The organism is Streptomyces sp. AM8-1-1, from assembly GCF_032229325.1.
Lineage (GTDB): Bacteria > Actinomycetota > Actinomycetes > Streptomycetales > Streptomycetaceae > Streptomyces > Streptomyces achmelvichensis.
On the sequence record NZ_CP135086.1, the window covers coordinates 25,659 to 38,075 of the forward strand.

Here is a 12,417-nt window from a genome sequence, read left to right on the forward strand (position 1 = left end):
GGATCAAAGTGTTGGCGGCCGCTGCTCTTGGTTACCTGCGGGGTGATCGTCGATCCAGGACAGGCCGCCCCGGTCAAGTCGGCCACGAGCGCGGGTGACTGCGACGTAAGCGAGGCGCGCTTCAGCGTCGTTGATGGGGCCGGGAACGGGGCCGCCGTTCGCGTCCTGCTCCTTGGTGTTCTTGGGCGGGGTGAAGTCGCCGGAGATTCTGACCGTTTGCCACTCGCAGCCTTTAGCTCGGTGAGCGGTGGAGATGATGACGTCGGCATGGACGTCGGGGGCCAGCCGTTCGACGGCGTGCAGGAGGGCGTCGGGTCCGTGCTGGTCGATGAGGTCGATGAACGGCTTGAGATCGCCGCCGGCGGGGTCGTGGTCGGCGTAGTCCTGCAGTTCTCCCCAGGATGAGAACAGGATCAGTTCTGGGTGGGTCGTGGGTCGCCCGCTCTTGAGGTCGCGGGCTGCCGTGGCCAGCGTGTAGAGGCTTCGTCCTCCCCCGGCCAGGGCGACCTGATAGCCGGCCGCGAGGTGCGCCATCACTTCGGTGATGGCTCCGATGTTGGTGCGGCACAGCACTGCATCGGGGCGCTCGACCGGAGCGAGTTCGGTGGGGATGGTGTCGGATCCGGTCAGGCGGATGGGGGCGTCGGCGATCGTCAGCCACCGGTTCGCTTCCGAGGCGAGGGCGGGCCCGAATCGGAAGGATCGGGACAGGGGCAGGGTGTGGCCGTCGAAGCCGGCCATGATGTCGCGGGCACCGCGCCAGCCGTAGATGGCTTGGGCGGAGTCGCCGACCATCACCAGCTGAGCGTGGGCGCGCTGGGCGGTGAGGACCTGTTCGAGGACGGGGTTGGTGTCCTGGGCTTCGTCGAGGAGGAGGAAGTCGGCGTCGATCTTCGGGTCCGACAGAGCCCAGATCTTGAGGTAGTGATCGTGGTCGAAGCGCACAACGCCGTCTTCGGGGTGCTGGAGGTCGGCCCAGGCTTTGCGGGCGAACGGCAGGACTGTCTGGGTGAGTTGGGTGTGCAAGCGCGGGTCTTCGAGGCCGCGCAGCTGCGGTACGTGGCACGGGGTGAGGGTGCGGTCGGCGGAGTGGCAGTAGCGGGTCACCGTGCGCAGTACGGCGTGGGAGAGGGCCTTGTGGGTCACTTCGCGTTCGCCGATGCGCACCGCTTTGGTGATGCCGAGGGCCATGCCGGTCTTCCAGCCCGCTTGTCGGGGGCCGTTCAGGCGGCGGGCGTAGCGGTGGCCGACGGCGGCGAAGGCGAGAGAATGGGCGGTCTTGCAGGCAACGGTGGGCGGGAAGCGGGTGGCTGCGTGCTGGGCGATGGCCTTGTTGAAGGCGATGTACCGGCCGCGGCGCCGGGTCGTGGAGGCGAGGAGAACGAGGGTGCTCGTTTTACCTGTTCCGGCGCCGGCCTGGAGGGCGAGGTGGTCGCCTGCGCGGAACGCATCGGCAGCTGCGGTCTGTTCGTCAGTGGGATGCAGCACGCGTGGGTTCCAGGGTGTGGTGGGACAGGTGGCGCCCGATGGCTGCCAGAAGCGCGAGGGGCGTGGTGGTGGTGAGTAGCTGTTGAAGGGCACGGTCGAGTCGTGCGGCTTGCTCACGTTCTCGGTGGGCCAGGGCGTCGTGGACGGCAGTCTCGATGAAGGTGCCTGTTGTCTGGCCGGCGCGTTTGGCTGCGTGACGGATGAGGGCGTCGTCATCCGGGCCGAAGTTGATCAAGAGCCTGATGCGATGGTCGGCGTCCGGGTAGTGCGTCGCTACGGCATCTACGGGCAGGAGCCCTGCCAGGTTCCGGTGGGCGCGGGTGAGGGCCTTGGCCGGGGTCTTGCCTGCTGCCAGCGTGATCAGGCGGGTTCGGTCGCGGTTCGGCACGAGCGCCATGACGTGGGCGGCGCGGGCGAGTTCGGCGCGGGTCGCGGGCCGGGTGAGGGTGATCTCAAGGGCGTGATGCGGCATGCCGGTGCCTCCCCCGCGCGAGAGCCTTCGCGTGGTTCATGCGTGCCCTCGCCGACGCCGTACCGCGGTGGGGGTCCGGGGGTGAAGGTGCTGGTGGTGGACGAGGGGGTCGAAGACCTCCCAGTCGGCCAGGGCGAGGTCGGCCGCGGCCGGGGCGGCGGCGTGCGCGGGGCAGCGCTGGGCGCGCCAGCGCAGCTGTTCCGCATACGGCAGGGAGCTGAGGCTGTAGATGGCCATGTCGGCTGCGGGCAGGGCGAGCTGTCCGCTAGCCGGGGTGGCGGGCATCAGTGTCCAGCGGCCGGCTGGGGCGTCGGGGGCGAGGACGGGGTGTGGGCAGCGCTCCCGTCGTCGGGTCTGGGCGATGCACCGGATGTCCTCGACAGGTTGGGCGGCGAGGTAGCGGCCGTAGAGGATCTGGACCACGGGCCGGGTCGGTCTGCACGCCGCCACGTCCGGCGCGCGGGTCGGCCGGTCGGCGGTGGGAGTGAACGTGCCGGAGTCGAGCAGGCGCCGCGTGCTCAGGGCGAGGTGGCGGCGCAGTTCAGTGAGTAGCGGGGTGAGTTCGGCCGGGGCATCGCCGCGCGGGCAGAGCGCGAGGTGCGGGATGCGGCACCAGGAGGTGCCGTCGCTGCCGGGGTGGGCAATGCCGGCAGCGACGTGCCAGCGGGAGCCGGCGGGGACGGTGGCCGTGCGGAGTTCTGCCGGGTGGAGGCTGATGGAGCGGTGGTCGGTGCGGGTGTACCAGTCGATGCGGTTGCCGCAGGCGTGGCAGCGGCCGGGCTGGGCGGTGCGCAGGAGCCGGGACGGACTGTCCGCAGCGATCCGCAGAGCGCGCAGGTGCCGGGCGGTGGTGGGGCTGCCGTCCCAGCGGCGGCCGGATGAGGCAGTGGTGGTGGAGCGCATGGCGGTGAAGGTGACAGGCGGCGCGCCGCCGACACGGCGGCCGTGCCGCCCGCGTCCTCCGGACAGACCAATACCTAGGAACATGCGGACGACTGGTCGCATGTCAGAGCGAAGCGGGTTCCCTGATCGAGTGATTCGCCCGGCCTACGCGGGGGCGGGTCAGTCGGTGGTTTCTGCGGGCGGGGTGTGGCCCTCGCAGAGCGGTGCGAAGAGCTGGTCGACGGGCACGTTCAGGGCGTGCGCGAGGGCGTGCCAGGTCTTCAGCGATCCGATGGTGCGGCCCTGCTCGATTTCGATGACGGTGCGTCTGCCCAGGCCGCTGCGGCGGGCGAGCTCGTCGTAGCTCCAGCCGCGTTCGCTCCTCAGGCGCGCCAGCTGCAGACGCAGCGCGTCGAGGTTCGGGTCCGGCGGGAAGATCGTCACCCCACCATCCGACGGTGCAGACCCCTGCCCTGTCAGTGCAGACCTCTGCCCTATTTCTGCAGGTGGCGGGATCATCGACAGGGCAGAGGTCTGCACTACGGTGTGCCGCCGGCACACCGCTCCCCCATCGACTGGCGGGGAGCGCGGACCGGTCTCGCGCCGACGACAGGAGGAACGCACGTCCCATGAGGCTGTGCACCATGCACCCACCCGTGCCCCGCACCTGGACCGTGGAACTACGCCCCCATAACGGCAGGCCGGCGCTCCACTGCCCCCGCTGCGCGCCCCAGGGCCAGCTCCTGCACGGGACATCAGCCCGGCCAGCAGCCCTCGCCCACCTCGCCCGGCACGCCCGAAGCGACGCCCTCCCAGCGCACCTGCGCGTCTGCCAGTGCCACGAACGCGGCTGCCGATGGCACCCCCGCCACCGCGGCTGCGCAGGCCCCATCCTCCTCGTCCTCACCCGCGACCACGGCGGCCGCCTCTGGCGCCTCGCCGATGTCTGCGCCGCCTGCGCCAACGCCACCCCGTACGCCGCCGCCGTTCCCGACACCGCCTTCGCCGGCACCCCGGCACAGCCGCGCGGCGGGGACGACGCCGGCTCCCAGCGGAGGAAGCGGAGCAGACGGTCACGCGGCCCCTCGGAGCAGGTCCGCATCCAGGACGTGCTCAGCTATCTGGCAGCAGCGCTCTCTCCCCAGGCCGACCCGAAAGCCCGTCTGCTCGCCCTGCAATGCGCGCTGCGCGCCGACGCCCGGGGACACGTGCAGCTGCCCACCGGACTCCTGCGCAGCATGCGCCTGGCCCACGACCCCACGCCGTGGCGTGAACTCGAGCATCACCGCTGGCTCCACACGCAGAACGACACCACCCACCCGGGCAGGCCGGTGTTCATCGCCCGGCTCGTCGATGCCGTGAGCTGGCCGCCCGCCCGCCCCGACCGCCTCCAGGCCGCCAACTGGGCTTTGCACGTCACCTCCGCAGCGCACGTGAGAGTTCTGCCTGCCGGCGTACGGCTGGCAGCGCTTGCCCTCGCTGCACACGGCTCGCCGGCTCACCCGCACACCGGCGTGGAGGCCGATCGCCTGAGCCGCGCCTGCGGAACCCAACCCGCCGAGCTCGAAGGCCTGCTCAACCGACTCGTCATCGCCGGAGCGATCACCACGTGGGCGCATGACCCGCACACCGATGAACTCCACTGGGCTCCCATGCGCCCCGCAACACGCCTTGGCGGCTGAAGCCGCTCACCGCCAGCCTGGCGCCCTTCACTCTCCCGGACGGCCGGGAGACGGCTCCCTTGTTGCCGGGATCACCGCCCGCCGAAAGTGCCGGTACTGGAGGTGAGCCATGGCACGCCGGGGGCGTTGCAGGCGGAACCTGTGAGTCCTTCACGCGGCCCTCACGAGATCGTGACGGCCGGGGACACAACCGTGTTGGGGGTCACGTCTGTTACCTCCTGATAAGGGTGAACGCTCCCCAGTCCATGGCCTTGCTGTGTGATCACGGCGGCCCATAGGAAGGTCTGGCGCGACAATCACCGACCAGCCCTGCCCCGGGGAGCACAAAGGGGGTGGGGCCAGAAGGGAACACATCTCTTGTCTGGAAACTCCAGAAAAAGACGAGTCCTGTCCCGCTTAGCCTGTGGCGCCGCCACCGTCCTGCTTTTGGGGTCCGGCTTGGCGGGCACCGCATCCGCCGGTTCCTTCGATCCGAACCCCGATCCCAACGCCGCACCGTCCACACGGCCCGGTGCCGGACCCGAGAAAGAAGTCAGGGCCGGAGCCCGTCCGGTGTCGGGCAAGAACCCGTCGGCCGGGCCGGCCTGGAAGCAGGTCGACGAGGGGCTGGGCACCTGGAGCGTGAACACCCGCAAGGTCCAGCTGCGGAACACGGTCACCGACGCCGACGGCGACAAAGCCAACCTCACCTTCGAGGTGTGGACCGTCGACGCCGGCGGCAAGCCCAAAACCAAAGTCAAGATCGATGACAACGAGTTCGGCGTGAAGGTCTCCGGCTACGTCAACTCCGGGACTGCAGCCACGGTGACGATCGACCCGAAGTGGTTGAGTCCGAACGTCGACTACGTCTTCCACACGAGCGCCTACGACGGCTCCCTGTACGAGACGTCGTGGTCGCCGTGGGCGAGGCTGCGTATCGAGCTGCCGGTGGACCTGACGCTTCCGGCGCCGGTCTATGACGCGCCGAATCCAGGCTTCACCACGGCACCCAACAGCCAGCAGACCAAGCCGTTGGCCTCTGGCAGCGTCACGCGCAGTACCTACAAGGCCGCGAAGCAGTGCGGTCCGACCGACGCCGCCGGCCGCCGGGTGTGTATCGCCCCGACCCCGGACAAGCCCGCCAAATCCAGGGGCACGCGCGACGCGGGCTGGTGCGAGAACGGCTCCATGGGGGCCTACGCCGACCGGTTCAAGGAATGCGACAGCCGGCCGGTCACCTACTACCTGGGCCCCGACGACGACCCCACGGCGAAGGCTGATTTCCAGTTCACCCGCACGCTCCGCCTGGACGGCCCGGACAGCTTCACCGAAACCCTCACGATCAAGGGGGTCAACATCCCGGGTGACTTCGACGGCGGCATCGCCCTGTCCGCGTTCAACGGCCACATCTGCCAGGGCTCGTGCAAGCCGATCGAGCCCCAAGGCGGGGACTGGACGGCCACCCCGACCTGGAAGCCCGGCGACACGCACACCGCGTCACTGACCACGAAGTACACGTGGGACGCGTCCGCAGCCGACATGAAGTACGTGTACAAGCCGGACGTCAAGATCGAGGGGCAGGTTCTTTCCCCCGGCAGCGTGCAGAAGGTCAACTACCAGTGGAGCAAGGGCTACTGGCAGGACACTCCCGACCTTGACCAGATCCGCTGCGACACTTTCAAGACAAAGTGGGGCTCCGCCGGCTGTGTCTTTGTCAACTCGGCCCCGAGTTACGTGTTCAACGCCAAGAGGTACCCGCAGGCCGCGGCGCACGCATGGCTCATCCAGACTGTGCTGCCGAACCACGCCGGCTCCGAGGCGAACAACAAGCCGTTGTACTACATGGGCGATGAGGCGCAGAACACGAGGAACCGCGCCCGCATCTGCCCCGACAAGTGGGCTGCGGAGAACGGCGACGCCAGCGCGCTGGACGATGCGTCGGACAAGCTGAACTGTGACGAGTTCGCCTTCGCCTCCTCCTACAACAGCGGCGGTATGAAGAAGAGCGAGGGCGGCCTGAACGAGGCCGTCCCCACGGGCAGCACCACGGGCATCCCGAACGGGAAAGCCTGCGTACAGTCCTTCGCGAAGAAGCACGGGACGAAGGTGCACCTGTACAACATCGACAACGGCGTCGTGCCGACGTTCCACGAGGTGTGCGGGCGCTCGGCCATCTCCGGAATCCACAACCAGGAGTCGATGGGCGGGAACTTCAACTCGTTCATGAAGCAGATGCGCATCATGGACAGGGACGCCTACTGGCTCAACACCCGTATGACCGGGAGCTGCGCGGCCACCGACGCGTTCGGCAAGCCGGTGAACCCCGTCATCTGCACGATGACCGCGAAGTAGCGGCCACCATCTGAAGGGCCGGTGGGGGCGCCCAGCGTGTGCGTCCCCACCGGCCGGCCAGGTCAGATCAGCGGCGCGGGAAGAAGAGCCAGCGGGAGCATGCCGCGCTCGACCGTGGCGCGGTCGATCGACAGGCTGCAGTAGCGGCCGACGCCGGCGAACACCCGGGCGGGGATCTCATCCGCGTGTTCCTCGTAGTACAGCTCCACCTCTTCCTCGGTGGACACGCCGTCGTACAGAGAGGGAAACACGGCGCCCGCCGCGCGCAATGCGGCGTCGAGCTCCGGCGACCAATCCGCGTCCCCTCGGAACTCGGCCTCCCGTACGTTCCCATCCCGTGGGGCGTGGAGGATCAAAGACGGAGCATCGTGGTGGTTCAGTGTGAGGCAGACGATCTCCTCCCCGATGAGCGGCTGCATCGCGGCCACGCTCCGGTAGCCCATGAACCAGGTCGCCCAGCCCTGGTCCTCCAGGACGTACACCCAGTCCCCGCAGGTGCCGTACATCGCACGGCTGACGTGCCCGTCCACACCAGAGGAAATCGTCAACTCATCCCGCTCCTTGTACAGATCCTGGCACCGGAGCTGTTCACGGTCCGCTCCCAAACGGATAAGGAACTCCTCGGCTTCCACGCCGCGAGCGGCTGTCAGCGAGATGCTGCCACGCATCCCGGGCGCGCCGCTTTGCGGCTTCTCGTAGCTGTGCACCCCGATCCACCGCAGTCCAGCCGCTTCATCCTCTACATTCCGCTGCTCGCTCATCGGGCCAACCTATCGGCGGGCAAGGAAGCATCAACGGCTGAAGAACGTCACGCGCACTCCGACCGGGATCGGCTCGTGAGCGGCGAGAGATCCGCACGGAGCGTGGACAGCATCGCCGCCCTCCATGCAAGCGATCGCCCGAAGCTCAGGCCACGTTGCGCCGAAGACGCCCCACTCAAGGAGCCATCCCGCCAGCGACCCCCGACTACCCCATCCTGAGGCACCGAGCCAGCCCGGCAATTGATCGTTTCTGCGGTGAACATCTACGTCCGCACGGGTGAGAGCGGACTCCAGCAGCGTGAAACGCCCTGCGGGCGACCGCTATCAAACGGGAGTGATCAAGAACCTGACGCGCGGCTTCAGCGCGCTCACCCTCGCCCTGATTCCTCTCCTTGCACCCGCCCCGCCCGCACAAGCCGCCGAAGTCGCCACGCTCGCCGACGCGGTCGGCAGACTGCCGATCGCGCCGGAGAGCCGGGAGGGATATCAGCGCACCAGCTTCAAGCACTGGAACACCGGCCTGGATCCCGCGGACGGCTGCCACACCCGTAACGAGGTCCTGCTCGCCGAAGCGATCGAGCGGCCGGATGTCGCGCCGGGATGCCGCATCACCGGTGGACGGTGGCTGTCCTACTACGACGGGCAGTTCGTCACCGACGCGGGCAGTCTCGACATTGACCACATGGTCCCCCTCGCCGAAGCCTGGGATTCCGGCGCTTCCGCCTGGACCCCCGCACGACGCGAGGCCTACGCCAACGACCAGCACGCCGAGACCTCCCTGGTCGCCGTCACCGCCCGCACGAACCGCTCCAAGGCAGACCAGGACCCCGCTCAGTGGCTGCCGCCGGCCGCCGAATCGCACTGCCGCTACCTGACCGAATGGGTCGCCACCAAGCTCCGCTGGCAACTCGCCGCCGACACCGACGAGATCGAGGCACTCAAGTTGTTCGCCGACGGACCGTGCGAGGACGCGGCCGTCATCTACACCCCCGCGCCATAGAACCTGCGCACACTGCATGCGGTCCCGGCGCCGGGCGGGCGGGACCGCATGCAGGGTTTCGTCGTGTCAGGGCCGCACGCCGAACGCCCCACGCCGCCTCCGGGCCTGCCGCCATTCACCCGCACGGGTCGTGATCGCGGCGTCCGTGAACCAACGTGACGGAACCCGGTTTGATCGTCATCGACATCACCGCCGCGGACGCAGCCACCGCACTCGGCGCCGTCGCCGAAATGGACAGCCAGTGGGCCACCTCCCGGCCGGACGAGGTCCGGCGCGTGCCAGGCCAGGCTGGCGTCACGCTCCGCATGTACGCAGACATGCGCCGCAGCGGGCTCCGCACGCCTAAGTTCCTTGGCCTGCCAGGATTTTCCGCCATGACGCGCAGGCTTCAGAGATGCCGTTCGTCGACCGAAACCGTCGCCGTCCATCGGTCAACTTCTGCCCGCAGCCCTTACATCCCGGCCGCTGCGCGTCCCGCTGCGCCGCTTCCCGCCCCACCTCGTCTATAGGTCCGATCGGGACGGCTTACCCAGCGGCAGGCGAAAGTCATGCCCACCACCAGGCAAGCCAGCAGGATGCGATCCCTACGCAAAGTGCCGGAAACCCTCACCCCAGCATCGGGAGCCTGCCTGCCGCTTAGTCCGGCCGGGAGTATTCTATGGTTTTTACGTGGCCGTTAATGTTGAGTCTCATTTTCACAGAAAGCGAGGGCTCAACACGCTTCGTTCTGGAGAAGCAGCCCACTTGGAAACCTGTATTCAGAGGCGATGAGGCGCAGTCTACGTCCGCGAGGTTCTTCCTGCTCGGGTTCCAGCTTGTCCTTATAGTCGTATTCGTTTCACCGTGTATCTGCACCTTTCTTCCGGAGTTATTGACCAGGACGAGTACGGCTTGAGCCATGTCCATTTCATTTCGGATGATGCATGCCCGGAATCGAATGCCGTCTGCAGCCGGGTGGTCTGTGACTGTTCCGCATTTCCAGTTGGCATTGGTTTCTCCGACTTCGTGCCATGCGACGATGTCCGGTGTAGAGATGCTGGCCAGGGCCGGTCCTGAACTTAGCAGGAGGGATCCCATTGCGATGCTCACTACAGAGAGTGCTTTTGTGAGGGAATTCATGGTGTTCCTTTCTGGCTGATGGAATCTGCGGTGTGGTGTTCGGCGTGCGTCAGGCTGGCGGGTAGACGAGTGTGATTTCGCGGCTGAGTCCGGCTTCGTCAGCATCGGGGTAGAGGGACACTTCGCCATCGGACCAGCGGACGATGAAGTCGTCGGGGTGGTCGTTTTCGGTGTAGTCGCCGGCGGCGATGACGGTGGCGTGGGTCCAGAGGTCGTTGGGCTTCTTGACCTGGACTTCGCCGTGCAGGCCGGTTTGGTCGATGTCCTTGTAGATGGTGAGTTCGCCGTCCTTCCAGCGGACCATGAGGTCCCACTGGTCGTTTCCGGTGAAGTCTCCGGCGGCGATGCTGGTGGCGTGTTTCCAGACGCTGTTGCCTGCGGCGAGCTTCTTCTCGCCGTGGAAGCCGTCCTTGTTCATGTCGGTGTAGAGGGAGACTTCGCCGTCGGTCCAGCGCACCAGGAGGTCGTCGGTCCATTTGCTGCCGGTGGTGTAGCGGCCGGCGGTGATGGACACGGCGTGTTTCCACAGGGCGTTGGGTGGCTGGATCTGGTGTTCACCGTGGAAGCCCTGTTCATCGACGTCGGGGTAGAGAGTGAGTTCTCCGTCGGTCCAGCGGACCATGAGGTCGTCAGTGTCTTCGCCGGTGAAGTCGCCTGCGGCGATGCTCTCCGCGTGGCTCCATATACCTCCTGGGCCGGCGAGTCGTATCTCCTTGTCGAAGTTGTCCTCGTCTTCTCCGGCGCCTCTGTAGAGGGTGAGTTCGCCGTCCGACCAGCGCACGACGAGGTCGGAGTAGTCGAAGCCGCCCGCGTTGCTCTGTGTGAAGTAGCCGCCGGCCAGCACCTCGGCGTGCTGCCAAGTCGATGCGGATCCCAGGACGCCACGGCCGGCCGGGGGACGGTTGTTGACGGCGTCGTCGTAGAGCTTCTTGGCGTCTGCGTCGAGATAGGAGCTGTAGGAGACGTCGTCGACATTGCCGCCGGTGTGCCAGCCGCCGATGACCCCGATGAGTCCCCAGCCGTTCCCCTTCTTGACGAGGAACGGGCCGCCGGAGGCTCCGCCCGAGTAGGCCTTGCACTCGATACGGAGGAAGCTGCCGGGGATTTTGGCGTCGGTGCTGTTGTAGCGGACGGTCTTGTCGGTGCAGTCCAGTGGTCGCTGCAGCACGTTGGGGTAGCCGATGAGACGGACGGGCTTGTGCTCGTAGCCGGCGTTGATCTGGAGTTCTGCGGCGCCGACGACGTCCTGGATGTTCTTGCCGCCGCGGGGTTCCAGCTGCAGGAAGTTGAAGTCGAGGTCGGCCGCGGCATCAGGGCCCTGTGCCAGATAGCGGCTGTCGACGTAGATCCGGCCCGGCTTGACGGTGAAAGCCCCGAAGGGCTTCTTTCCATTGTCGTACTGCGGAACGAACGTCAGATTCTTGCGTGCGTCCTGGTCGTCGAAGCAGTGCCCGGCGCTCATGGCGAGATTCTTGCCTGGGCTACTGACGACCGTTCCTCCGCAGAATCGGCCCGTGTCGGTGCCGTCGCTGAAGAAGAAGGTCCCGACAATCGGAATGCCTTCGAACTGCTTGCTGGGTGATGCCGCTAATCCGCGTGGTGCAGGACCGCCGTTGCTCTTTCCGCCTTCTACCGGCTGCGCCGCGCGCATCCTCTCGGGCGTCCAGTAGGCGTCCGCGTCAGCAGGGGTGAATCCGCGGGCATCGTTGTCTCCCGCGGCCGGGACGGGTGTGGGCGGTGGTGCGGGTTCCGCATGGGCTTGCGGTAGCGGCAGCACCGCAAGCGCCAGTCCGCTCACGAGGACCGCGAGCGTTTTTCGTATGTGCACGTTGCTTCTCCGTGGTCAAAAGAGAGGCAGATCACTCTGTGTGGCGTGATCCCCCTTGAATGCGCCATGATCGTAAGATCATGCGTTACGTAAAGGGGGAAGCATGTTGAATAGGTGGCGTGTCAGCCACGTTCTGGCTTTAGCTGGCTCATTCTTGATCGTCGCTTCAGGGCCAGGGTGGGCAGACCAAGTGCCCTTCCCCGACAGTGGGGACGCCACGTTCGCCGGCTCGGTCAGCCCCGGCGGGTACGTCAGCGTCAGCGTGAAGGAACGGCCGGGAAACCCGCACCCGTCCGGCGTGACGGTGTCCAGCCCAGCGCTCGCGGAGGACAGCGTCCTCGGAGACACCGGTCGCGCCTGGGTCGGAGCAGCGCACGCTGTCGCCAAGGTCAAACCAGGCACGTACAAGGCCAAGTTCACCTTGACCTACCGCGATGTCCCATGCTGGAACGAAGAAGACAGGGACAGCGTCTGCGACTACGACTCCACCGTTGTGTGGAGCGAGTTGCACGTAGAAGCTCTCCAGGAGAGCAAGACGAGCAGATGGGGATTCAGCTACGGGGTCGCTCTGGGTGCCGGAGCCGCTGCAATAGCCGCAGCGGCAGTGCTGGCCGCTCGACGGCGAACCGCAAAGGGCAGTCGCCCCTCGTGACTCCATCTCCCCGTGAGACGCCGCATCACTGCCACCTGCTCCAAGTCGGAGTGCCGGTCCGCACCCCCCACGTGCGTCTCCCAGAGCACACCGTCGTCGACCGCCCCGGACCGGCGGGGCGCGAGGGCGCTTCGGCTGCTCGGGCGGCATCGGCTGCCGTGACGCTGGCGCAGTGATGCTGTGCACTACCCATGCCTGGGAT

The 12,417-nt window shown here is 67.3% G+C and carries 12 protein-coding genes; 5 read left to right on the forward strand and 7 right to left on the reverse strand.

The window, feature by feature from the left end; translation table 11 throughout:
* Positions 1-3 precede the first annotated feature (3 nt).
* The 4 genes from RPQ07_RS00115 to RPQ07_RS00130 all read right to left on the reverse strand — a co-directional run bounded on the left by RPQ07_RS00115 (position 4) and on the right by RPQ07_RS00130 (position 3,286).
* Entirely contained in the window at positions 4-1,485 is a 1,482-nt protein-coding gene (locus RPQ07_RS00115; protein ID WP_313948727.1) for a UvrD-helicase domain-containing protein, read from the reverse strand.
* Positions 1,472-1,960 (reverse strand): hypothetical protein, encoded by a 489-nt coding sequence (locus tag RPQ07_RS00120; RefSeq protein WP_313941884.1) that lies wholly within the window; start codon positions 1,958-1,960, stop codon positions 1,472-1,474. Before RPQ07_RS00120 ends, RPQ07_RS00115 begins: the two co-directional genes overlap by 14 nt.
* 36 nt (positions 1,961-1,996) lie before the next feature.
* The gene (locus tag RPQ07_RS00125; RefSeq protein ID WP_313941885.1) at positions 1,997-2,863 is read right to left on the reverse strand and encodes a DUF6083 domain-containing protein; all 867 of its coding nucleotides are present in this window, start codon (positions 2,861-2,863) and stop codon (positions 1,997-1,999) included.
* Between the two features lie 159 nt (positions 2,864-3,022).
* Positions 3,023-3,286, reverse strand: a complete 264-nt coding sequence (locus RPQ07_RS00130) for a helix-turn-helix transcriptional regulator (RefSeq protein ID WP_313941886.1) — start codon at positions 3,284-3,286, stop codon at positions 3,023-3,025.
* A 200-nt stretch (positions 3,287-3,486) separates the two neighbouring features.
* On the opposite strand from RPQ07_RS00130, the gene RPQ07_RS00135 reads away from it, so the two are divergent.
* On the forward strand, positions 3,487-4,524 hold the full coding sequence (locus RPQ07_RS00135; protein ID WP_313941887.1) for a hypothetical protein: 1,038 nt from the start codon (positions 3,487-3,489) through the stop codon (positions 4,522-4,524).
* Between the two features lie 552 nt (positions 4,525-5,076).
* Positions 5,077-6,855, forward strand: a complete 1,779-nt coding sequence (locus RPQ07_RS00140) for a hypothetical protein (RefSeq protein ID WP_313941888.1) — start codon at positions 5,077-5,079, stop codon at positions 6,853-6,855.
* 62 nt (positions 6,856-6,917) lie between these two features.
* Here RPQ07_RS00140 and RPQ07_RS00145 read toward each other — a convergent pair whose 3' ends face one another.
* Positions 6,918-7,616 carry a hypothetical protein gene (locus RPQ07_RS00145; RefSeq protein ID WP_313941889.1) on the reverse strand — a complete coding sequence of 233 codons (699 nt, stop codon included), beginning with the start codon at positions 7,614-7,616 and terminating at the stop codon, positions 6,918-6,920.
* A gap of 334 nt (positions 7,617-7,950) precedes the next feature.
* On the opposite strand from RPQ07_RS00145, the gene RPQ07_RS00150 reads away from it, so the two are divergent.
* On the forward strand, positions 7,951-8,616 hold the full coding sequence (locus tag RPQ07_RS00150) for an HNH endonuclease family protein (RefSeq protein ID WP_313941890.1): 666 nt from the start codon (positions 7,951-7,953) through the stop codon (positions 8,614-8,616).
* Positions 8,617-8,771: 155 nt separating this feature from the next.
* Positions 8,772-9,125, forward strand: a complete 354-nt coding sequence (locus RPQ07_RS00155; RefSeq protein ID WP_313941891.1) for a DUF6207 family protein — start codon at positions 8,772-8,774, stop codon at positions 9,123-9,125.
* 127 nt (positions 9,126-9,252) lie between these two features.
* Here the strand turns inward: RPQ07_RS00155 and RPQ07_RS00160 are convergent, their stop codons facing one another.
* Entirely contained in the window at positions 9,253-9,735 is a 483-nt protein-coding gene (locus tag RPQ07_RS00160) for a hypothetical protein (RefSeq protein WP_313941892.1), read from the reverse strand.
* Between the two features lie 49 nt (positions 9,736-9,784).
* Positions 9,785-11,563 carry a trypsin-like serine peptidase gene (locus tag RPQ07_RS00165; protein WP_313941893.1) on the reverse strand — a complete coding sequence of 593 codons (1,779 nt, stop codon included), beginning with the start codon at positions 11,561-11,563 and terminating at the stop codon, positions 9,785-9,787.
* A gap of 190 nt (positions 11,564-11,753) precedes the next feature.
* On the opposite strand from RPQ07_RS00165, the gene RPQ07_RS00170 reads away from it, so the two are divergent.
* Positions 11,754-12,215, forward strand: coding sequence for a hypothetical protein (locus RPQ07_RS00170; RefSeq protein ID WP_313941894.1), 462 nt, complete (start codon positions 11,754-11,756; stop codon positions 12,213-12,215).
* Positions 12,216-12,417: the final 202 nt, after the last annotated feature.

Coding starts and splice junctions, on each gene's coding strand:
- RPQ07_RS00120 (WP_313941884.1), bottom strand. CDS start 1,960: ATGCCGCATCACGCCCTTGAGATCACCCTCACCCGGCCCGCGACCCGC.
- RPQ07_RS00125 (WP_313941885.1), bottom strand. CDS start 2,863: ATGCGCTCCACCACCACTGCCTCATCCGGCCGCCGCTGGGACGGCAGC.
- RPQ07_RS00135 (WP_313941887.1), top strand. CDS start 3,487: ATGCACCCACCCGTGCCCCGCACCTGGACCGTGGAACTACGCCCCCAT.
- RPQ07_RS00145 (WP_313941889.1), bottom strand. CDS start 7,616: ATGAGCGAGCAGCGGAATGTAGAGGATGAAGCGGCTGGACTGCGGTGG.
- RPQ07_RS00160 (WP_313941892.1), bottom strand. CDS start 9,735: ATGAATTCCCTCACAAAAGCACTCTCTGTAGTGAGCATCGCAATGGGA.